At 66.2% G+C, this 21,633-nt stretch carries 15 protein-coding genes; 8 read left to right on the top strand and 7 right to left on the bottom strand.

The window, feature by feature from the left end; translation table 11 throughout:
- The first annotated feature begins 16 nt into the window (after nucleotides 1–16).
- The 6 genes from CK625_RS08570 to CK625_RS08595 all read left to right on the top strand — a co-directional run bounded on the left by CK625_RS08570 (nucleotide 17) and on the right by CK625_RS08595 (nucleotide 9,994).
- Nucleotides 17–1,942, top strand: a complete 1,926-nt coding sequence (locus tag CK625_RS08570; RefSeq protein ID WP_238945587.1) for a sigma 54-interacting transcriptional regulator — start codon at nucleotides 17–19, stop codon at nucleotides 1,940–1,942.
- Nucleotides 1,943–2,052: 110 nt separating this feature from the next.
- Nucleotides 2,053–2,649 (top strand): 1,6-anhydro-N-acetylmuramyl-L-alanine amidase AmpD, encoded by a 597-nt coding sequence (ampD, locus tag CK625_RS08575; RefSeq protein WP_095539902.1) that lies wholly within the window; start codon nucleotides 2,053–2,055, stop codon nucleotides 2,647–2,649.
- Nucleotides 2,650–2,863: 214 nt separating this feature from the next.
- Nucleotides 2,864–5,641, top strand: coding sequence for a type I restriction-modification enzyme R subunit C-terminal domain-containing protein (locus tag CK625_RS08580; protein ID WP_095539903.1), 2,778 nt, complete (start codon nucleotides 2,864–2,866; stop codon nucleotides 5,639–5,641).
- Nucleotides 5,638–7,185, top strand: coding sequence for a restriction endonuclease subunit S (locus CK625_RS08585; protein ID WP_143326236.1), 1,548 nt, complete (start codon nucleotides 5,638–5,640; stop codon nucleotides 7,183–7,185). The genes CK625_RS08580 and CK625_RS08585 overlap by 4 nt, the downstream gene beginning before the upstream one ends.
- On the top strand, nucleotides 7,182–8,285 hold the full coding sequence (locus tag CK625_RS08590) for a Fic family protein (RefSeq protein WP_095539905.1): 1,104 nt from the start codon (nucleotides 7,182–7,184) through the stop codon (nucleotides 8,283–8,285). The genes CK625_RS08585 and CK625_RS08590 overlap by 4 nt, the downstream gene beginning before the upstream one ends.
- 227 nt (nucleotides 8,286–8,512) lie before the next feature.
- Nucleotides 8,513–9,994 carry an HsdM family class I SAM-dependent methyltransferase gene (locus CK625_RS08595; RefSeq protein WP_095539906.1) on the top strand — a complete coding sequence of 494 codons (1,482 nt, stop codon included), beginning with the start codon at nucleotides 8,513–8,515 and terminating at the stop codon, nucleotides 9,992–9,994.
- Nucleotides 9,995–10,100: 106 nt separating this feature from the next.
- Here CK625_RS08595 and CK625_RS08600 read toward each other — a convergent pair whose 3' ends face one another.
- The 7 genes from CK625_RS08600 to CK625_RS08630 form a co-directional block, all read right to left on the bottom strand.
- A complete protein-coding gene (locus CK625_RS08600; protein WP_238945588.1) occupies nucleotides 10,101–12,110 on the bottom strand; it encodes a BCCT family transporter in 2,010 nt (669 codons plus the stop codon).
- A gap of 499 nt (nucleotides 12,111–12,609) precedes the next feature.
- Nucleotides 12,610–12,963 (bottom strand): STAS domain-containing protein, encoded by a 354-nt coding sequence (locus CK625_RS08605; protein WP_238945589.1) that lies wholly within the window; start codon nucleotides 12,961–12,963, stop codon nucleotides 12,610–12,612.
- 13 nt (nucleotides 12,964–12,976) lie between these two features.
- Complete coding sequence (locus CK625_RS08610; protein ID WP_238945590.1) at nucleotides 12,977–13,615, bottom strand: MlaC/ttg2D family ABC transporter substrate-binding protein; 639 nt, start codon at nucleotides 13,613–13,615, stop codon at nucleotides 12,977–12,979.
- 60 nt (nucleotides 13,616–13,675) lie between these two features.
- Entirely contained in the window at nucleotides 13,676–14,458 is a 783-nt protein-coding gene (locus CK625_RS08615; protein ID WP_172424878.1) for an MlaA family lipoprotein, read from the bottom strand.
- A 38-nt stretch (nucleotides 14,459–14,496) separates the two neighbouring features.
- Entirely contained in the window at nucleotides 14,497–15,024 is a 528-nt protein-coding gene (mlaD, locus tag CK625_RS08620; RefSeq protein WP_095539908.1) for an outer membrane lipid asymmetry maintenance protein MlaD, read from the bottom strand.
- 44 nt (nucleotides 15,025–15,068) lie between these two features.
- Entirely contained in the window at nucleotides 15,069–15,863 is a 795-nt protein-coding gene (mlaE, locus tag CK625_RS08625) for a lipid asymmetry maintenance ABC transporter permease subunit MlaE (protein WP_095539965.1), read from the bottom strand.
- Nucleotides 15,863–16,729 (bottom strand): ABC transporter ATP-binding protein, encoded by an 867-nt coding sequence (locus CK625_RS08630; RefSeq protein WP_095539909.1) that lies wholly within the window; start codon nucleotides 16,727–16,729, stop codon nucleotides 15,863–15,865. Before CK625_RS08630 ends, mlaE begins: the two co-directional genes overlap by 1 nt.
- 258 nt (nucleotides 16,730–16,987) lie before the next feature.
- Between CK625_RS08630 and CK625_RS08635 the strand changes: the two genes are divergently transcribed.
- Both CK625_RS08635 and recB read left to right on the top strand, forming a co-directional pair.
- Nucleotides 16,988–17,572: a DUF4124 domain-containing protein gene (locus CK625_RS08635; RefSeq protein ID WP_238945591.1), complete on the top strand. Its 585-nt coding sequence runs from the start codon at nucleotides 16,988–16,990 to the stop codon at nucleotides 17,570–17,572.
- A gap of 43 nt (nucleotides 17,573–17,615) precedes the next feature.
- Nucleotides 17,616–21,488 (top strand): exodeoxyribonuclease V subunit beta, encoded by a 3,873-nt coding sequence (gene recB, locus CK625_RS08640; protein ID WP_095539911.1) that lies wholly within the window; start codon nucleotides 17,616–17,618, stop codon nucleotides 21,486–21,488.
- Nucleotides 21,489–21,633 lie beyond the last annotated feature (145 nt).

Raw genomic sequence — 21,633 nt, forward strand, 5'->3', positions numbered from 1 at the left:
GCCGCATAATCGGGCCATGCCCGAGAAGAACGCCTCCATCCTGGTCATCGACGACGAGCCCGATCTGCGCCTGCTCTACGAGCTGACGCTGATGCGCGAGGGCTACCAGGTCGAGTCGGCCGAAACCGTCGCCCAGGCGCGCGAGAAGCTGCAGCGGCACTTCGACGTGGTGCTCACCGACATGCGCCTGCCCGATGGGCTGGGCATGGAAATCCTGCTGGAGCTGCAAGCGGCCGGCCGGCCCGAGCGCTGCATCGTCGTCACCGCCTACGGCTCGGCCGAGAACGCCGTGGAGGCGCTGCGCGCCGGCGCTTTTGACTACCTGGCCAAGCCGGTGGAGCTCAAGCAGCTGCGCACCGTGGTGGCCTCGGCCGTGCAGGGCCTGCCGGGCAAGCCCTCATCGCTGGAGGCGTCCGCAGCGGACCACACCGCAGCTGCCGCGCCCGCCGCGCAGCCAGCCCCCGGGGCCGTCGAGCCAGAATGCGATGCGGCCGAGCCCGAGCAGACCGGCAGCCCCCCGCAGGCGGCAGGCGCGCGCACGGCCGCACCGGCGGCAGCCGCATCCAGCCCCAAAAAGCGCAAAACCCCCGCCAAGCAGGAAGCCGACGATGACCCCGGCGCGGCCGCGCTGGCCAACCTGGTGGGCCAATCGCCCATCATGCAGGCCGTCAAGGAGCGCATCGGCAAAGTCGCGCGCAGCATGGCGCCCGTGCACATCCACGGCGAATCGGGCACAGGCAAGGAACTGGTGGCGCGCGCCCTGCACGCCAACAGCCAGCGCGCCAGCGGGCCGCTGGTGGCCGTCAACTGCGGCGCCATCCCGGAAAACCTGCTCGAAGCCGAATTCTTCGGCGCCAAGAAAGGCTCCTACACCGGCGCCACGCACGACCGCCCCGGCTTCTTCCAGGCCGCCAAGGGCGGCACGCTGTTTCTCGACGAAATCGGCGACCTGCCGCTGGCCATGCAGACCAAGCTGCTGCGCGCCATCCAGGAGCGCAGCGTGCGCCCGCTGGGCGCCACGCAGGAAGAAGTCGTGGACGTGCGCCTGGTCAGCGCCACGCACCGCGACCTGGCCCAGGAAGTCGAGCAGGGGCGTTTCCGCCAGGATTTGTACTACCGCCTCAACGTCATCGAGGTGCGCATCCCGCCGCTGCGCGAGCGCCGCGAGGACCTGCCCGCCCTGGTCGAGGCGCTGCTGGCGCGCCTGGCGCGCGACTCGGGTTTCGAACACGTCGAAGCCTCGCCGGCCTTCATGGCCGCCGTATTGCGCCGCCCCTTCCCTGGCAATGTGCGCGAGCTGGAAAACCTGCTGCACCGCGCCATGGCCCTGAGCGAGGACGGCATCCTGCGCCCCGAATACATCGACGACGCCGGCAACCCGGCCCGCGCCAGCGCTGCGACAGCGCCACAGGCCGCGCCCGATCACGCACCCAATCACACGCCAGCCGGCGCAGCGCCCCTGGCCGCCCCTGCGGCTGCGCCCGCTGCCATGCCCGCAGTCCCGGCGGCACTGGCCCCGGCCGCCACCCCTGCCGTCGCGCCCGCGCCGCCAGTGGCCGAGCCGCCGCCCGCGCCTCCGCCTGCCAGCTTCCACACCGGCGCAGCGCCCTGGATGCAATACCAGGCCCAATTCGCCATGCCCAGCCTGGGCCTGCCCGCAGGCAGCGGCGCGGCCCCCTCACCCGCGCCCGCGCCCAAAGCCAGCCCTGCACCGGCAGCTCACGCCAGCAACGCCAGCGCGGGCGGCGCCACCGTCGAGCCCCTGCCCAGCGATTTGCAGGCCTGGCTTGATGAGCAGGAGCGCGCCGTACTCATCCGCGCCCTGCAGGCGGCACGCTACAACCGCACCGCCGCCGCCGCCATGCTGGGGCTGAACCTGCGCCAGATCCGCTACCGCATCGAACGCCTGAACATTCCCACCGAGCCGGACGCGCGCGCCTGAAGACCTGTTCCCAAGCCAGCTGCGCTGCTGGCACGCGCCATCGGGGCTGCATGGCACACACACCACGGGACGGCCCACGTCAGGCGCGACCACATCCGCCACCACGCCCCATGCCCCAACTGCCCCCCACCGACAACACCGCCCAGGTCCAGGATTGGCAGGGCGGCCGCTACCTGCCTGCGCAGTGGATCGCCTCGCCCAATTGCGACGCCCGCCCCGACGCCGCCCAGATCGACCTGATCGTGCTGCACTCCATCAGCCTGCCGCCGGGCGTGTTCGAGGGCCAGGCCGTGCAGCAGCTGTTCACCAACACCCTGGACTGGGACGCGCACCCCTACTTCCAGGGCATTCGCGGGCTGCGCGTCTCGGCGCACTTCTTCATCCGCCGCGATGGCCGCCTGATCCAGTTCGTCGACGCCGACGCGCGCGCCTGGCACGCCGGCCAATCCTGCTACGACGGCCGCCGCGCCCGCAACGACGACTCCATCGGCATCGAGCTCGAAGGCCTGGAAGGCGGCCTGTTCACCAGCCAGCAATACCAGGCGCTGACGCCGCTGTGCCAGGCCCTGCGCGCACGCTACCCCATCGCCCACATCGCCGGCCACGAACACATCGCCCCAGGGCGCAAGCACGACCCCGGCCCCGGCTTTGACTGGGCCCGGCTGCAGCAACAACTGCAATGGCCGCCGGCCATGTTCCCCACATGAAAAAACGGCCTGCCACCCAAGGGCGGCAGGCCGTTTGAACACGCGCTGTCGGCCATCCACACCATCATTCAGCTGCTCAATTGCCCAGATTGCACCAGCGTTGACACAGAATCCCATTTGGCCAAGCCAGAAAAATGCCATTCAGTGACAGCGATGCGCAGCGCCAGAGCTGCCAGTTGCGCGACAGCCTTCCACCAATTCCCGCCATCTGCCCATGACCCCCGAAGCCCTCGCCCGCCAACACATCGACCACAAACTCGAACAAGCCGGCTGGATCATTCAGGACATGCGCGCGCTCAACCTGGGCGCTGGCCTCGGCGTGGCCGTGCGCGAATACCCTACCGACACCGGCCCGGCCGACTACGTGCTGTTCGTCAACCGTGAAGCCGTGGGTGTGATCGAGGCCAAGAAAGACAGCGCCGGCGCCACCCTCACAGTGGCCGAGAGCCAGACCGCCCGTTATGCCAGCGCCGCCCTCAAATGGCGGCAGGGCAATCAAGCACTGCGCTTTTTGTTCGAGGCTACCGGGCAGATCATCCGTTTTACCGACGGCGCCGACCCCGCCCCGCGCTCGCGTGAAATCTTCCACTTCTTCCGCCCGCAAACCCTGGCCGACTGGCTGGCGCAACCTGCAACCCTGCGCCGCCGTCTGGCCGAACAGATGCCGCCCTTGCCTGAGAGCGGCTTGCGTGACTGCCAGATCAACGCCATTACCGGGCTGGAGGCCTCGCTGGCGCACAACAAGCCGCGGGCGCTGGTGCACATGGCCACCGGCTCGGGCAAAACCTATACCGCCATCACCGCTGTCTATCGTCTGCTCAAGTTCGGCGGCGCCAGGCGCGTACTGTTTCTGGTCGATACCCGCAACCTCGGCAAACAGGCGCATCAGGAATTCATGGCCTACACCCCGCCCGATGATGGCCGCAAATTCACCGAGCTCTACAACGTGCAGCGCCTGACGTCCTCGCATATCGACCCGCACGCGCAGGTGTGCATCAGCACCATCCAGCGCATGTATTCCATCCTCTCGGGCGAGGCCATCGACGAATCGGCGGAGGACATCTCGCTCAACGAAGTGCAGCAAAGCGCCGGGCAGGAAAAATTCGTGCGCTACAACAGCGCCGTGCCGGTGGAAAGCTTTGACTTCATCGTCATCGACGAATGCCACCGCAGCATCTACAACCTGTGGAAGCAGGTGCTGGATTACTTCGACGCCAGCCTGATTGGCCTCACCGCCACGCCGGACAAGCGCACCTACGGCTTTTTCAACGAAAACATCGTCGCCGAATACAGCTACGAAGCTTCCGTGGCCGATGGCGTCAACGTCGGCTACGACGTGTACGAGATCGAAACCGAAATCACCCACAAGGGTGCAGAACTCAAGGCTCAAGAGTGGGTGGATCACCGCGACCGCGACACCCGCAAAAAACGCTGGGCGCAAACCGAAGAAGACACCGCCTACAGCGCCAAGGCGCTGGATCGCTCCGTGGTCAACCCCAGCCAGATCCGGCAGGTGATTCAGGCCATGAAAACCGCGGTGGAAACGCAAATCTTTCCCGCCCGCAAGGAAACGCCCAAAACCCTGATCTTTGCCAAGACCGACAGCCACGCCGATGACATCATCCAGATCGTGCGCGAAGTCTATGGCCAGGGCAACGACTTCTGCCGCAAAGTCACCTATTCGGAAAAAGACGCCGACGGCATCCTCGCCAGCTTTCGCAACGACTACCACCCGCGCATCGCCGTCACCGTGGACATGATCGCCACCGGCACCGATGTCAAACCGCTGGAAGTGCTGCTGTTCATGCGCGATGTGCGCAGCCGTGGCTATTACGAACAGATGAAAGGCCGCGGCGTGCGCAGCCTGGATGCCGATGGCCTCAAGCGCGTCAGCGCCAGCGCCGAAGGCGCCAAGACCCGCTTCGTGCTGATCGACGCCGTGGGCGTGGAAAAATCGCTCAAGACCGAAAGCCGCCCGCTGGAGAAAAAGCCCGGCATCGCCCTGAAAGACCTGCTGCAAGGCGTGGCGCTGGGCAGCCGCGACGACGACACCGTGCTCAGCCTGGGCAACCGCCTGGTGCGCCTGGCCAAACAGCTCGACGGCAAGGCCCAGGCGCGCATTGAAAAGATCAGCGGCGGCACCCCCGTGGGCGAACTGGGCAAGGCGCTGATCACCGCGCTCGACCCCGACGCCATCGTGCAAACCGCGCTGGCCAGCGCCCGAACCCAAGGCATCACCCGCAGCGAAGACACCCTCACACCCGAAGAACTCGACGCCGCCCGCGCCCAGCGCGTGGCTGCCGCCTGCGCGCCTTTCGATAGCCCCGAACTGCGCGAAGCGCTCGAAACCGCCCGCCGCGAGCGCGAACAAATCATCGACCATATCAATCTGGATCAAGTCACCCACGCCGGCTTCAGCGAACAGGCCCAAGCCCAGGCCGAGGCCACCATCGCCCGCTTTGCCGACTACCTTGAGCAGCACAAGGACGACATCGCCGCGCTCGGCTTTTTCTACCAGCAGCCCTACCAGCGTCGCGCGCTCACCTTCGAGATGATCGAAGAACTGCACCAGCGCCTCGCCCAACCGCCGCTGCTGCTCACCACCGAAAAACTCTGGAGCGCCTATGCCCGCGTGCGCGGCAACCAGGTCAAAGGCGTCAGCCGCCAGCGCCAGCTCACCGACCTCATTTCCCTGCTGCGCTTTGCCCTGGGGCTGGATGGCGAACTCAAACCCTTTGCCGACGAAGTGGACAAGCGCTTCCAGGCCTGGGTCTTCCGCCACAACGCCCAGCGCCGCAGCGCCTTTACCCCGGAACAAATGGACTGGCTGCGCCTGATGAAAGACCACATCGCCAGCAGTTGCAGCATCCAGCGCGACGACTTCGACTACGCCGAACTCGCCGGCCACGGCGGCCTGCAAAAAGCCTGGCAGTTGTTTGGCCTGGAACTGGACAGCCTGATGGATGAAATGAATGAGGAGCTGGTGGCGTGAGAGAGAAGGAAGAAATGCAGACTACACAAAATGGTGGGCTGCCTAAAGGGTGGGTTAACGTAAAGTTGGCAGATATCTCATCAATTGAAATGGGACAATCGCCCGAGTCCTCCTCTTACAACAGTATTGGAGAGGGTTTGCCATTCTTTCAGGGCAAAGCTGAGTTTCGGTCTGTGTTCCCTGAAATCAGGAAGTGGTGTACAGCACCAACTAAAGTAGTTGAAGCTAGCGATATCTTGCTTTCCATTCGCGCCCCTGTTGGCCCCACCAATATCGCCCCTCAAAAAAGCTGCATTGGTCGCGGCCTGGCCGGGATACGGGGAGAAGCTGGAGTTAATCAGCATTATCTTTATTATTTTTTCAAGCACATTGAGCCTTGGCTATCAGGACAAGGTACAGGCTCTACGTTTGCGGCAATAAGTGGGCAATTTGTTCGTGAAATCTCTTGTCCAGTAGCTCCCACCGCCGAACAAACCCGCATCGTTGAAAAGCTCGAAGAACTGCTTGCCGACCTCGATGCCGGGGTGGCTGAGCTGAAAGCCGCACAAAAAAAACTGGCGCAATACCGCCAATCCCTGCTCAAAGCCGCGGTCGAAGGCGATTTGACCGCTGACTGGCGCCGCCAGCACACCCCCACCGAAACCGGCGCCGAACTGCTCTCGCGCATCCTCAAAGAACGCCGCGCCCGTTGGGAAGCCAAACAACGGGAAAAATTCGCAAGCCAAGGCAAAACCCCGCCCAAAAACTGGCAAAGCAAATACCCTGAACCTGTTGCGCCAGATACCCAGAATCTACCCAAGCTGCCTGAAGGTTGGGAATGGGCGAGCCTTGATCAGCTCGTTGCCGAGTCATCCTACGGCACCTCCGTCAAATGCAGCTATGAAAGGAATGGCACTCCAACTCTACGAATTCCCAATGTAAGCCAAGGCCAACTTGTTCTTCAGGATATGAAGTATTCAACAGTCGAATTGAATCTTCATAAAGATGAATATTTATCTATTGGAGATGTTCTTGTTATTAGAACAAATGGCTCCATAGGCTTGGTTGGGCGTGCTGCTGCGGTGGTTTCTGAGCTCCCATCGCCGCATTACTTTGCTTCATATCTGCTTCGTCTGCGATGTGTGGAGGTAACGTGCGTCCACCGCTGGATATTGACTGCACTCACAGCCCATTCCGGGCGACAATGGTTAGAAAAGCGGGCAGCCTCATCTGCTGGGCAGCACAACATCAGCCTTTCTACACTGCTGACTATGCCAATACCGCTCCCCCCGATATCGGAGCAATTTCATGCTCTGAGGGAAATAGAAGAGGGTGAGTATTCAATTCAGCAGCAACAAGAAGCGCTGAAGCAGTCTCTCAAACAATCCACCGCTCAACGCCAAAACATCCTGCGCACCGCCTTTGCCGGTGAACTGGTGCCGCAAGACCCCAACGACGAGCCCGCCAGCGCCTTGCTGGAGCGCATCCGCGCCCAACGCGCCGCGCAAACCCCAGCCAAAAAACCGCGCAAGAGCAGAAAGCCCCAGGAGACCAGCAAGCCATGAAACCTTATGTTCCATCCAGTTTGCCGCTGATTGACCTTGATCTGGGGCAGCTGTTGCCCAAGATTGGTCCTGCCAATGCGGCGCTCGCACGTTACGACGGTTTGTTGCAGTCCGTGGTCAACCCCTCCATCCTGCTGTCTCCGCTGACACAGCGTGAAGCTGTGCTTTCTTCCAAGATCGAAGGCACTCAGGCCACCGTGGACGAGGTGCTGGAGTACGAGGCCGGTCTATCGTTTGATGCCGAGAAAACCAAAGACATTCAGGAGATCGTCAACTATCGCAAAGCATTGGCAATGGCTGCGCAAGAGCTTGTCCATCGCCCGATCAGCCTGAGCTTGCTGCGGCAAACACATGCTGTGCTCATGGATAGTGTGCGTGGCGCCAACAAGATGCCGGGCGAGTTTCGTCGCGATCAGAATTGGATTGGCAGTGCCGGTTGTGCTGTGGAGCAAGCCACCTTCGTGCCACCTTCGCCTTTGCAGCTTCAAGATCATTTGCAGGCATGGGAAGCCTATCTGGCCGATAACGATGTGGACGTTTTGTTGCAATGTGCCGTAGTACATGCGCAGTTTGAGCTGATCCACCCCTTTAAGGACGGCAATGGTCGGATCGGGCGCCTGTTGATCCCACTGTTTCTTTTTCAAAAGCGGGCGCTGGCCAGCCCGATGTTCTATTTGTCGGAGTACTTGGAGAGCCACCGCGACCTCTACTACGCACGTTTGCAGGCCATAAGCCGCGAAGGTGACTGGACGGGCTGGATTGCATTCTTTCTGGATGCAGTGACGCAGCAGGCGCAGGAAAACAGCGCCCGAGTGAAGGCCATCATGGCTTTGTATGAAGACATGAAGCGCCGCATCGTTGACTTGACTCGCTCACAACATGCCATTGCGGTGCTGGACACCCTGTTTGACCGTCCGATCTTTCAGGCAAGCGACTTTGCCCAACGATCAGGCATTGCCAAGCAGTCGGTTGCCCCTTTGCTGCGCACGCTGCGAGAAGCGGGCATTCTGCAAGTGCTGCGCGAGGCCAGCGGGCGTCGCTCAGCCGTTTTGGCCTTTGGCGAGTTGCTCAATTGCGCCGAAGGTCGAAAACTGCTTTGAGTCTCGTGCGGCATACACAAACAAATTTGCGTCCGAAAGAATCAGGGTTTCGGGACACAAATCTCTTTGTGTATGACACGCCAGACACAAAGCAAGCAGTCGCACCCAGCCCAGCTTGGGTTTACTTGATGGGTACTTGATGGAACCGGCCTGCTCAAGCTTTCTTTTGTCTCAGTCCGTTTTAAATCAAATATTTGCAAAGCATTCTTTTACTTGATGGGTACTTGATGAACACCTCCACCCTCGTCCAAAAAGTCTGGAACTTCTGCCACACCCTGCGCGATGACGGCGTGGGCTATGGCGACTATCTGGAGCAGCTCACCTATCTGCTCTTTTTGAAGCTGGCGCATGAGTACGCGCAGGCACCGTACAACCGCGACACGCGCATCCCCAAGGGCTACGACTGGCCTAGCCTCAGAGCCAAGGTGGGCGAGCCGCTGGAGGCGCACTATCTGGCGGTGTTGCAGCGGCTGGCGCAGGAAGGGGGCATGTTGGGTGCCATCTTCTTCAAGGCGCAGAACAAGATTCAGGACCCGGCCAAGCTCTCGCGCCTGGTGCAGATGATCGACGCCGAAAGCTGGATCAGCCTGGATGCCGACACCAAGGGCGATCTATACGAGGGTCTGCTGCAAAAGAACGCCGAAGACACCAAGAGCGGCGCGGGGCAGTACTTCACTCCACGCGCCTTGATCGAAGCCATGGTGGCCTGCGTGCGCCCCGAGCCGATGAAGACCATTGCCGACCCGGCCTGCGGCACAGGCGGTTTCTTTCTGGGCGCCTATAGCTGGCTGACGCGCCCCGGCGCGCGGCTGAACAAGCGACAAAAGGAGTTCCTGCGCGATGAGACCTTTTACGGCAACGAGATCGTGCCGGGCACCCGCCGCCTGTGCCTGATGAATTTGTTTTTGCACAACATCGGCGAACTGGACGGCGAGCCTGCGGTGGAGCGCTCCGACGCGCTGATTGCCGAGCCGCGCGTCAAGGTCGATTACGTGCTGGCCAATCCGCCCTTTGGCAAGAAAAGCAGCATGACCATCACCAATGCCGAGGGCGAGGAAGACCGCGAGGCGCTGACCTACGAACGCCAGGACTTCTGGGAAACCACCTCCAACAAGCAGCTCAACTTCTTGCAACACATCGTCAACTTGCTGAAAGTCGACGGCCAGGCCGCCGTGGTGCTGCCGGACAACGTGCTGTTTGAAGGCGGCGCGGGCGAGCGCATCCGCCGCAAGCTGCTGCAAACCTGCGATGTGCACACCATCCTGCGCCTGCCTACCGGCATCTTCTACGCGCAAGGGGTCAAGGCCAATGTGCTGTTCTTCGACAACGCGCCCAAGGATGGCCGCATCCATACCCGGGGCGTATGGTTTTATGACCTGCGCACCAACCAGCACTTCACCCTGAAAACCCGCCCGCTGAAACTGGATGATTTGCAGGACTTCATCGCCTGTTATCACCCGGAAAACCGCCACGAACGTAAAGAAACCGAGCGCTTCAAATACTTCAGCTACGACGAGTTGATGGCGCGCGACAAGGCCAGCCTGGATATCTTCTGGTTGAAAGACGACAGCCTGGACAAACTGGACGACCTGCCGCCACCGGAGGTGCTGCAACAGGAGATCATCGAGCACCTGGAAGCGGCGCTGGCGGCATTCCGGGATGTGGCGAACGGCCTGCAGAGCGCCTGCCAGGGGGTAGCGCTTGCCTGACGGCATTCACCGCCCGGCCTGCACATACAAGGGGCGCTGACTGGCTTCGCAGCGCCCAAGCAGCGTGGCAGCGTGAACAAAGCCCGGTGGGCGGCGCTATGCCTCTTCAGCGCAGGCTGTGCAGCAGGTGCATGTGCTTGTGGTACTGGTCGATGATGTCGTTGATCACGCCGTCCTTGCTCCAGCCCATGATGTCGTAATCCTGCCCGCCCTGGGCCAGATGCACCTCGGCGCGGTAGTACTGCGGCGCATCGGCGGCGGCCGGGCTGGCATCGCCCTGCACGAAGGCCGGCTGCGCGTGAGCGGTGGCGACGACGCGGTAGGTGAAGTCGATCTCGCTGCCGTGGTTGGTGGTCAGCAGCACCTGGCCGGGCGCGGGTTGGCTGACCTGCGCCTGCACGCCCAGGGCGCCCAGCTCCTCAGCCACTTCGCGGCAGGCCTCGGCCACCGTGCCGTCGACGAAGCGGTGCACGGCCTTCTGGTCAGGAAAGTCCATGATGACGTGCAGGCGCTCGCGCCAGGCGCCGCGCGCGCGCATCATGGGCGCGGCGGTGGGCGCGGCCAGTTGCTGCACGAGCTGCTTTTGCATGTCCACGCGCAGCGCCTTGAACAGGCCGTACATGGCCACCATCAGCACGGTGACGAAGGGCAGGGCGCTGGCGATGGCCATGGTCTGCAAGGCGCCCAGGCCGCCGGCCAGCAGCAGCACGATGGCCACCACGCCCGAGCCGATGGCCCAGTACAGGCGGTAGCCCAGATGGTCACTGGTCTTGCCGTGGGCACACAGCATGTCCATCACCAGCGCGCCGGAGTCGGCCGAGGTGACGAAGAACACCACCACCATGAACAGCGCCACGTAGATGAACAGGCTGGAAAACGGCAGCCGCTCCAGAAAGGAAAACAGCGCCAGCGACACGTCCTGCGAGACGATCTGGCCCAGCTCGGCCATGCCCTGGTTGAGGATCATGTCGATGGCCGAGTTGCCAAAGAAGCTCATCCACATGAAGGTAAAGCCCGTGGGCACCAGCAGCACGCCGATGACGAACTCGCGGATGGTGCGCCCGCGCGAGACGCGCGCGATGAACAGGCCCACGAAGGGCGCCCAGCTCAGCCACCAGCCCCAGTAGAGGATGGTCCAGCCGCCGATCCAGTCGGTCTTCTGGTAGGCGAACAGGTTGAAGGTCATGTTCACGATGTTGGAGGCGTAGTAGCCCACGTTCTGCACCAGCGCCTGCAGCAGCAGCACGGTGGAGCCGGCCAGCAGCACGAACAGCAGCAGCAGCGCCGCCAGCCCGAGGTTGAGCTCCGAGAGCAGCTTCACCCCGCGATCCAGGCCCGTGGCCACCGACACCGTGGCCAGCGCGGTGATGGCCACGATCAGCACGATCTGCGTGGTCACCGACACCGGGATCGAAGGGAAGACGTGGTTCAGCCCGGCATTGACCTGCAGCACGCCATAGCCCAGCGAGGTGGCCACGCCAAAGAGCGTGCCGACCACGGCGAACACGTCCACCGCGTGGCCGATGGGGCCATTGATCTTGTCGCCAATCAGCGGATAGAGGGCCGAGCGCAGCGTCAGCGGCAGGCCGTGGCGGTAGCTGAAGAAGGCCAGCACCAGCGCCACGATGGCGTAGATGGCCCAGGCATGCACGCCCCAGTGGAAGAAGGTCAGGCGCATGGCCTCGCGCGCGGCCTGCACCGTGCCGCCCTCGCCCAGCGGCGGGGCCAGAAAGTGCATCACCGGCTCGGCCACGCCGAAGAACATCAGGCCAATGCCCATGCCGGCGGAAAACAGCATCGCAAACCACGAGGCGTTGCTGTAATCGGGCTTGGCGTGGTCAGGCCCCAGGCGGATGCTGCCGTAGCGCGAGGCGCCCAGGTAAATGACGGCCAGCAAGATGATGGCCACCGTCAGCACGTAATACCAGCTGCCATTGGCAACGATGGCCGCCTGCACCGCCTTGAAGGCCTGGTCGGCCGCCTGCGGCGCGATGGTGGCAAAAGCGATGATGGAGACGATGATGGCCGAGGCCGTGTAGAACACGGGCCGGTTGATGCCGCTGCCGCCGCGGGCGGCAACTGACTGGGCGGGGGAAGGCGAGGCGGGATGGCTCAAAAGTGCGTTCCTTTCCTGTGTGATGGGGTCCAAAGACAGGGCTGCCATGGCAAGCATGGTCTGGCCCGCCATGCACATGCGGCAGCGCAGGCCAAGGGCCATGGTTGGCAGATGGATGGATGCAGTGCAGACCTTCCCAAGAGGAATTCCAGGAAGTGCCCTGCATGAAAAGCCGCCGATGGCGGCAACAGGCGGGCGCGAGGCCTGCCTGCAAGGCCCGAGGGGCCCATGAGAAAAGGGTGTGCGGCAATGCACAACCGGCGAGCGCCATGATGGCGCGCCCTAACGTTCTATGACATGACGCTTGATGACGCTCTATGGCGCTGCATGGGGACAAGCGCCAGCGGCACTGACACTGGCGCTGGCCCGCCCAGTGGGCGCTGCCAAGAAAAGGGCGGGCCAAGTGTACCCCGTCAACGCCAAGCTCGGGCGCTGGCGCTGATGGGCCGCTGCCGCCTCAAGGGCCTCTGCCCCCCGATGGGCAGCGTGAGCAGGTGGTTCAGGGCCGTGCGTCGCCGCCGACGCCGCCCGCGGTCGCGTCGGGCGCTGCCGGGGGCAGCAGCTCTTCGATGCCGTAAACATCGGCCAGCGACAGCAAGGTGGCCGACATGCCGGCCACGCCGGCAAATTGCATGCCCTGCGCGAGGATTTCGCGGCGCAGCGCCAGCAGCGCGGCCAGGGCCGAGGAGTCGAACTGCCGCAGCGCCGAGGCATCGAGCAGCACGGCATGGCCGGCGCTGCGCGCGGCCTGCAGCTGCGGCTGGATGCTGCGCACCCACTGCGTCACCTCATCGCGGGTCAGGCGGGTGGGCAGTGGCACGATGGCGGGCTGGTCGGCAGGCTGCGCGGTCATGGTCGGGGCAGGTTCAAGAGGGTTTGCGGTTGTGGTTGCGCAGCGACTGTATCAGGCCTTCGATGCCGCCGGCGCTGATTTCCTTCTGGAACTGGCTGCGGTAGGAATCGACGATCCACGCGCCCATGACGTTGACGTTGTAGACCTTCCAGCCCATGCCCTGGCCAGGGGTCTTTTGCAGGCGGTAGTCGAGCTGGATGGGCTGCTCGCCGCCGCGCACCTCGGAGCGCACCAGCACATCGTTGGCATCGGCCTGGGCGCGCATGGGCAGCACGACGACTTGCAGATCGCCAACCTGATCGAGCGAGCCGGCGTAGGTGCGGATCAGCATGGCCTTGAATTCGGCGATGACCTGCTGGCGCTGCTCGGGCGTGGCATTGCGCCAGGCCGGGCCGACGGCGGCGGCGGTCATGCGCGGGAAGTTGATGTGCGGCATCACCACGCGGTCCACGGCTTCGGTGGCCGCGGCAATGTTGCCGGCCTGCACGCCGCGGTTGCTGCGGATTTCGCCCAGCACGTCCTGGGTGACTTTTTCGATCATGGCGTTGGGGGCCAGGTCCTGCGCCTGCACGGCCGCTGGCGCGGCGGCCAGCAGCGCCGCTGCGCCCAGCAGGGCCGCGCCCAGGCGACGGTAAATGGATTGCATCAGCATGCGGTCATTCCTTTCTCGGTTTCAAGCGCGCCCAGGCGCGCTCGGCTGCGGCCTGCGCGCTCACTGCGCGGCAGGGGCGGGGGTGTCGCCGTAGTCTTCTGGCGGGATGTAGCCATCGCTGGCCTCGTCGGCGATGCGGCCATCGCTGCCAGCGGCCTGGCCACGGCGGCTGAAGTAGAAGTCGCGCACCATCAGGTAAGGATCCAGCGCGGCATCGCCCAGCGTATCGCTGGCGCGCAGCAGCCGCGCGCGCGTGTCCACGATGTCCAGCGCGCGCAGCCCGTAGCGGTGCGCGGCCGGCTTGAGCTGGCCCAGCGGATGGCCGTAGATGTCCACCGGCAGCGCGGCCGCATCGCGCAGCGACGATGCGCCCAGCAGCGGCAGCACGACGTAGGGCCCGGTGGGCACGCCCCAGTGGCCCAGCGTCAGGCCAAAGTCGCTCTTGTAGCGCTGCAGGCGCATCTCCGAGGCCACGTCCAGCAGGCCGCCCAGGCCAAAGGTGGTGTTGACGGCCACGCGAAAGAAGCTGCTCATGGCCGCCTCACCCTTGAGCTGCAGGCCGTTGTTGACGAAGGACCAGGCATCGCCCAGGTTGCCGAAGAAGTTGCCCACGCCAGTGCGCGCCGGGCCGGGCACGATCTTCTGGTAGCCGGTGGCCACGGGGCGCAGCACGGCGCGATCGAGCCCTTCGTTGAACTGGTACATGCGGCGGTTGAAACCCTCGAAGGGGTCGCGCGGGTCCTGCCCGGCGCCCTGCGAACCGGTCGTGGCGCAGCCAGCCAGCAGCGCGGCGGCCAGTGCCAGGGCCAGCGGGGTTCGGGCGCGAAGTATTGGGTTTGGCATGGTTCGGTGCCCCCTCATCGGGATTGCGGTGGTCGGCGTCACTGGCTGCCGTCAGAGCCGGCGCTGGGCGCGGGGCTGGCGGCCTGGCCGCTGCCGGCGCCGCCAGCGGGCTCGGCCGCCTTGCTGAACATGAAGGCCGAGATCAGGTTTTCCAGCACGATGGCCGACTGGGTGGCGGCGATGGTGTCGCCCTGGCGCAGGTATTCGTCCTCGTAACCGGGCTCGATGCCGATGTACTGGTCGCCCAGCAGGCCGCTGGTGAGGATTTTGAGTGCGCTGTCGCGCGAGAATTTGTAACTTTCGTCCAATTCCAATACCACCTTGGCGCGGTAGAGCGTGTCGTCGTAGCCGATGGACAGCACCCGGCCCACGACCACGCCGCTGCTGCGCACGGCCGCGCGCGGCTTGAGCCCGCCGACGTTGTCGAAGTGCGCCTGCACCTGATAGCTGCGGCTGTGCCAGTTGATGCTCAGCAAATTGGCCGCCTGCAGCGCCAGGAACACCAGCGCCGCAAAGCCGGCCATGACGAACAGGCCGACCCAAACATCCACTTTCGATTTCTGCATAGCTGTTGTGCTTTCCTCTCAATGCGCCGCGCAGCGGCCCGGACTCAATCGGCGGGCGTGAACATCACGGCCGTGAGCAAAAAGTTCAGTGCCAGCACCGCGCCGACCGAGGCCAGCACCACGGTGCGCGTGGTGGCGCGCGAGACGCCCTCGGGCGTGGGCCGCGCGACGTAGCCTTGCAGCAGGGCCACGAAGGTCACGGCAATGCCGAACACCACGCTTTTGACCAGGCCCTGGCGCAGATCGGTGAAGACGCCGACATTGCTTTGCATCTGCCCCCAGAACGCGCCTGCGTCCACGCCCAGCATCACCACGCCGATCAGCCAGCTGCCCAGAATGCCCACCGCGTTGAAGATGGCCACCAGCAGCGGCATGACGATGACCCCTGCCCAAAAGCGCGGCACCAGAATGCGCTGCACGGGATCGACGGCCATCATCTCCATGGCGCTGAGCTGCTCGCCCGCGCGCATCAGGCCGATCTCCGCCGTCAGCGAAGTGCCCGCGCGCCCGGCAAACAGCAGCGCCGTGACCACCGGCCCCAGCTCGCGGATCAGCGCCAGCGCCACCACCATGCCCAGGGTCTGGGCCGAGCCAAAGCTTTGCAGGATGTAGTACAGCTGCAGGCTGAGCACGCTGCCGACGAACAGGCCCGAGACGGCAATGATGGTCAGCGAGCGGTTGCCCAGGAAAAACACCTGGTCGCGCACCAGCGAAAACCGCCGCAGCGACCACAGGCCCGGCAACCACAGGCGCACGAACAGGCGCGCCGCATAGCCCCAGTTGGCCATCAGCTGGCGCACGCGCGCGCCCAGCTCGGCCGGGTGCCACCAACGCTGCATCATGGCCGCCCTCCTGCTGCGCGTTCTGCACGCCCGCTCAATCGCGGCAAGCCAAAGTCCTCCTCCAGCCCCGGGCCGGGGTAGTGGAACTGCACCGGCCCATCGAAAGCGCCCTGCACGAACTGCTGCACCAACGGATCGCGGCTTTGGCGGATTTGCGCCGGCGCACCCTGCTCGGCAATGGCGCCATTGGCCAGGATCACCACGTGATCGGCGATGGCGAAGGTCTCATCCAGATCGTGCGAGACCAGGATGCTGGTCGTGCCCAGCGCATCGTTGAGGCGGCGGATCAGCCGCGCCGTCGTGCCCAGCGCAATCGGGTCCAGGCCGGCAAAGGGCTCGTCGTACATGATCAGCTCCGGGTCCAGCGCAATGGCCCGCGCCAGCGCCACGCGCCGCGCCATGCCGCCGGAGATCTCGCTCGGGTACAGCTCGCGCGCGCCGCGCAGGCCCACGGCATTGAGCTTCATCAGCACCACGTCGCGCAGCACGGCCTCGGGCAGGCGCGAGTGCTCGCGCAGCGGGAAGGCCACGTTCTCGAACACCGTCATGTCGGTAAACAGCGCACCGAACTGGAACAGCATGCCCATGCGCCGGCGCAGCGCATACAGACCCTTGTGCGTTTGCGCGCCCACGTCCACGCCATCGAAGAGCACACTGCCCACAGGCGGCAGGTGCTGGCCGCTGATGAGCCGCAGCAGCGTGGTCTTGCCGCCGCCCGAGGCCCCCATGATGGCCGTGACCTTGCCGCGCGGCACCTGCAGGCTCACGTCGCGCAGGATGGGGCGCTGGCCATAGCCGAAATGCAGATTGCGGATCTGCACCAGCGGCGCGGCGGCGCCGGCTTCGTTGGGTTGGAATGTCATACAAATCAAAGAGCGCCCACGCCGCCCGGGCGCGGGCAAGCGGGCCATTCTAGCGAAGTGATGTCTCAGCCGCTTTGCCCGCGCCAGCGCCGCCCTGGCTGCGCAAATGCCATCGCGCGCGCATTCCCCGCCCCCTACCGGGCGGCCCGCTACACTTGGCCCCTTGCTGCGAAAAGTGCCCGCGCCCACGCCCGGCACTGCGCGCCGGCGCGCCGCAGCCCAAGAGCCTGTTCATTCAAAGAGAGAGGGACCCGATCTATGCGCAAGACTTCACTTCAGATGATGCTGGCCGCCGCGCTGGCCCTGGGCGCCCTGGGCGCCGTGCAGGCCCAGCCCCAGTGGCAATGGCTCGATGCCAGCGGCCGCAAGGTCTACAGCGACCGCCCGCCCCCGCCGGACGTGCCGCAAAACCGCATCCTCAAGGCGCCGCGCGATGCTGCCCCGGCTGCGCCCGCAGCGGCCGCGCCGGCCGGCGCCGAGGACGGCGATGGCGCCCAAGCCCAGAGCAGCGCCGGCGAGGACGCCGAGCTCAAGGCCCGCGTCGACGCGCAAGCCAAGGCCAAGGCCGAAGCCCAGGCGCGCGAGCAGACGGCGCAAGACGAGGAGAACGCCAAGATCAAGCAAGAAAACGAGCGCATCGCCCAGGAAAACGAGCGCATCCGGCGCGAGAACGCCGAAAAGCGCAAGGCCCAGTGCGCCGCCGCCCAGGCCACGCTCAAGCGCCTGGAGCCTGGCCGCCGCGTCATGACCACCGACGCCAAGGGCAACGCCGGCTACATGGACGACGCCACGCGCGAGGCCCAGCGCCAGCGCGCCCAGACCATCGTGCGCGAGAACTGCTGATGCACCACCGCCGCCAGGCCGCAACGCGCGCCACCACATCGGCATGACGGCCGCTGCCGATGCCGCTGCCCCGCCGCTGGCCCTGCGCCTGCCGCTGCAGGGCAGCCGCCTGATCGAGGCCAGCGCCGGCACGGGCAAGACCTGGACGATTGCCGCGCTGTACCTGCGGCTGGTGCTGGGCCACGGCGGCGCGGCCCATGCCCCCTGCGATGCGCCGCCCTTCGGGCCGCTGACGCCGCCGCAAATCCTGGTGCTGACCTTCACCCGCGCCGCCACCCAGGAGCTCAGCGCCCGCATCCGCGAGCTCCTGCACGAGGCCACGCGCTTTTTTCGCGGCCAGCTCGACCAGGCCGACGCGCTGCTGCAGGCGCTGCGCGCGCATTACCCGCCCGGCGCGCAGCGCGAGCTGGCCGCCTGGCGGCTGGAGCTGGCCGCCCAGAGCATGGACGAGGCGGCCATCCACACCATCGACGCCTGGTGCCACAAAGTCCTGCAAGACCACGCCGCGCTCACCGGCCAGCTCGGCCAGGCCCAGCTGGGCAGCGACAGCGCCCAGCTGTGGGACGTGGCGGCGCTGGACATCTGGCGCAACCACGTCTATCCGTTGCAGGGCGAGACGCTGCAGTACGTGCAGGCCCTCTGGCCTGACGCCCAGCATTGGCTGGCACAAAGCCGCCGCCAGCAAAAAGCCCCCCTGCCCCCGGCGCCCCCATACCAGCCCGCTGCCAACGCCGCGCTGGCCAGCCAGGCCCTGGGCGACTGGCTGGCGCAGGCCCTGCAAGAGCAGCAGGCGCTGCTGACGCAATGGGCCGCCGGCTGGGACGAAAAAGCCGATCGGCTGCAGGAATGGCTGGACGCGCAAATCGCTGCGGGCAGCCCCCACAAAAGCCACTGGGATGGCCGCAAGCTGCAGGCGCGCTTTTACCAGCCCTGGCTGCAAGCGCTGCGCCAATGGGCGCGGCAGCAGCCACCGCCGCCGCACATTGCCGGCCTGAGCGACTCCGCCGCTGCCCGGTATCGCCTGAGCCTCGAAGGCTTGCAGCAGGCGCGCCGCCCGCAGGCCCCGCCGCTGACACCGCAAGAGCTGCCCGAGGAAATCGCGCAATTGCAAGCCCTGCTGCAGCGCCTGGAGCAACTGCCCAAACTGGACTTGGCCACGCAAACCTTTGCGCTGGCGGCCACGCACCAGCGCTGGCAGCAGCTCAAGGCCCAGCAGGGCGTGATGGATTTTGACGACCTGCTGCTGCGCGTGCAGCAGGCCCTGGACAGCGCGCATGGCGCGGCGCTGCGCGCGCAACTGCTGGCGCAGTACCCGGCGGCCATGATCGATGAGTTCCAGGACACCTCGCCCGGCCAGTACCAGATCTTCAACACCCTCTACCAGCCCGAGCGCGACCTGGCCGAGCACGCCCTGCTGCTGATTGGCGACCCCAAGCAATCCATCTACGGCTTTCGCGGCGCCGACATCCACAGCTACCTGGCGGCCAAGCGCCAGACCCAGGGCCGCCACGACGCGCTGGACACCAACTTCCGCTCCAGCCAGGCGCTGGTGCAGGCCGTCAACCACGTCTTCAGCCAGGCCGAGCAGCGCCCCGGGCCGGGCGCATTTCGCTTTCGCGACCATGAGGGCGACCCGCCCAGCCCGCTGCCGTTCGAGCCCGTGCAGGCCCAGGGCCTTGCCCAGTGGCTGGGGCCGCAGCAGAGCGCAGGCGCGCAGGCGCTCGCCGCGATGACGCTGTGCGCGCCCGAGCAGGCCCTGCCCAAGGACGAGGCCTGGGAGCACTTCGCCCAGCTCTGCGCCGAGCAAATCGTCACCTGGCTGCAACGCGAGCGGCTGACGCTGTACGAGGCCGGCGCTGACGGCCCCCCCCGCGCCGTGCGCCGCCTGCAGCCCGGCGACATCGCCATCCTGGTGCACAACCAGAAGGACGCGGCGCTGCTGCAGCGCGCCTTGCGCCAGCGCCAGCTGCATGCGGTGTACCTCTCCGGGCGCGAATCGGTCTATGCCAGCGCCCAGGCGCGCGACCTGCTGCTGTGGCTGCAAGCCGTGGCCCAGCCCGGCGACGTGGCCCGCGCGCGCGCGGCCTTTGCCACGGCCCTGCTGGGCTGGCCCCTGCCCAGCCTGCTGGCCGGCGCCGAGCAGGAGGCGCTGCTGGACGCGCAACTGCAATTGCTGCAGCAGCTGCAGCACATCTGGCGCCGCCAGGGCGTGCTGCCCATGCTGCGCCACAGCATCCACCAGCTGGGCCTGGCGCGCCAATGGCTGGCCGCCGAGGACGGCCGCGGCGAGCGCACCCTCACCAACGTGCTGCACCTGGCCGAGCTGCTGCAGCAGGCCAGCGCCGGCTGCGAGACCGAGCACCAGCTCATCCGCCACTTCACGCAGCAAATCCAGCAGGCGCAGCAGGGCGCGAGCGGCGCCATGCAGGCCGAAGAGCAAATCGTGCGGCTCGAAAGCGATGCCCAGCTGATCCAGATCGTCACCATCCACAAAAGCAAGGGGCTGGAGTACCCGGTGGTCATGCTGCCCTTTGCCTCGCACGGCGAACGCGCGCCCAGCGCCTCCAGCGCCCGCACGCCCGCCGCGCCCGGCCCCGCCGGGCAGGACGCGGGCGAAGAAGAACGCCGCGAGGCGCTGCGCCTGCTGTACGTGGCGCTGACGCGGGCGCGCCACGCGCTGTGGCTGGGCGTGCCCATCTACCCCGGCACGCGCGCCAAGGTCAACGCCTTGCACCGCAGCGCCCTGGGCTATCTGGTGCACGGCGACAGCGAGCTGGATGACGCGCAATGGCTGCCGCAGCTGCGCGCCTGGGCCGCGCCCTGCGCCGCCATCCAGGTGCAGGCCGCCGCCGCGCAGGCGGACTGCACGCGCTACCAGCCCGAGCAGCCCCAGCGGCACTGGCGCGCGCCGCAGCCCTACCCCGGCCACACCGACCAGCACTTCGCCATCGCCAGCTTCAGCGCGCTGGTGCGCGAGCTGCAGCCGCCAGGGCCTGCCGCCGCCGAGGCAAAAGCGCAGGCTCAGACACAAGCACAGGCCGGGGCGGAGGCAGCGCCACATGCCCCGGCCGACACCCTGGCCCTGCTGGCACCGCCGGCCATCCCAGGCGCCCAGGACGAATGGCCCGCCATGCCGTCCAACCCTGCATGGGCCGCGCCAGCGCAGCCTACCGCCCCAGCCTGGCATGCACTGCGCGGCAGCGCCCAGCTGGGCACCTGGATGCACGAGGCGCTGCAATGGCTGCAGGCCGAGGGCTTTGCCGCGCAGCTGAGCCCGGCCCAGGCCGCGCGCCTGCAGCGCCAGGCCACGCTGGCGGGCATGCCGCAGCACTGGCCGGCGCTGCAGCAATGGCTCAACCGCCTGTTGGCCACGCCGCTGCCGCTGCAGGCCGCGGCCGCGCCGCGCCTGTGCGAGCTGGAGCACAGCCTGCCGGAAATGGAGTTCTGGCTGCCCGTGGCGCAACCGCCGCAGCTGGCCAGCGCCCAGGCCATCGACGCCATTTGCCGCACCCACCTCTGGCCCGGGCTGGATCGCCCCGCGCTGCAGCCACGCCAATGGCACGGCATGCTGATGGGCGCGGCCGACCTGGTGCTGCAACACCGCCAGCGCTTTTGGGTGCTGGACTACAAGAGCAACCGGCTCGGCCCCGGCCCGGCCAGCTACCACGCCGCGGCACTGCGCGAGGCCATGCTGGCGCACCGCTACGACGTGCAGGCCCTGATCTACGGCCATGCGCTGCACCGGCTGCTGCGCCAGCGCCTGCCCGGCTACGACAGCAGCCAGCACCTGGGCGGCCTGCTGTACTGGTTTCTGCGCGGCGCCGACCACGCCGATGGCGGGCTGCTGCACCTGCCGCTGCCAGCTGCGGCGCTGGCCGAGATGGACGCCCTGCTGGCCGCGCCCGAGTCGGTCTGAATCAGTCCGAATCAGTCCGAATCAGTCCGAATCGGCCTGGGCAGGCCTTGCCCCAAGGGAGCTCTGCCGCCTCCGGCGGTAGCACGGCGTGATACGCCCCGGGCCTGGCCGCGCCGCGCCGGGGCAGCTCTGCGATAAACCCCTC

Source organism: Vandammella animalimorsus (assembly GCF_002285265.1).
GTDB lineage: Bacteria > Pseudomonadota > Gammaproteobacteria > Burkholderiales > Burkholderiaceae_C > Lampropedia.

Excerpts from the sequence above, each read along its gene's own strand:
- CK625_RS08570 (WP_238945587.1), top strand. The coding sequence starts at position 17 with ATGCCCGAGAAGAACGCCTCCATCCTGGTCATCGACGACGAGCCCGAT.
- ampD (WP_095539902.1), top strand. The coding sequence starts at position 2,053 with ATGCCCCAACTGCCCCCCACCGACAACACCGCCCAGGTCCAGGATTGG.
- CK625_RS08580 (WP_095539903.1), top strand. The coding sequence starts at position 2,864 with ATGACCCCCGAAGCCCTCGCCCGCCAACACATCGACCACAAACTCGAA.
- CK625_RS08590 (WP_095539905.1), top strand. The coding sequence starts at position 7,182 with ATGAAACCTTATGTTCCATCCAGTTTGCCGCTGATTGACCTTGATCTG.
- CK625_RS08595 (WP_095539906.1), top strand. The coding sequence starts at position 8,513 with ATGAACACCTCCACCCTCGTCCAAAAAGTCTGGAACTTCTGCCACACC.
- CK625_RS08605 (WP_238945589.1), bottom strand. The coding sequence starts at position 12,963 with ATGACCGCGCAGCCTGCCGACCAGCCCGCCATCGTGCCACTGCCCACC.
- CK625_RS08610 (WP_238945590.1), bottom strand. The coding sequence starts at position 13,615 with ATGCTGATGCAATCCATTTACCGTCGCCTGGGCGCGGCCCTGCTGGGC.
- CK625_RS08615 (WP_172424878.1), bottom strand. The coding sequence starts at position 14,458 with ATGCCAAACCCAATACTTCGCGCCCGAACCCCGCTGGCCCTGGCACTG.
- mlaD (WP_095539908.1), bottom strand. The coding sequence starts at position 15,024 with ATGCAGAAATCGAAAGTGGATGTTTGGGTCGGCCTGTTCGTCATGGCC.
- mlaE (WP_095539965.1), bottom strand. The coding sequence starts at position 15,863 with ATGCAGCGTTGGTGGCACCCGGCCGAGCTGGGCGCGCGCGTGCGCCAG.
- CK625_RS08630 (WP_095539909.1), bottom strand. The coding sequence starts at position 16,729 with ATGACATTCCAACCCAACGAAGCCGGCGCCGCCGCGCCGCTGGTGCAG.
- CK625_RS08635 (WP_238945591.1), top strand. The coding sequence starts at position 16,988 with ATGCGCAAGACTTCACTTCAGATGATGCTGGCCGCCGCGCTGGCCCTG.
- recB (WP_095539911.1), top strand. The coding sequence starts at position 17,616 with ATGACGGCCGCTGCCGATGCCGCTGCCCCGCCGCTGGCCCTGCGCCTG.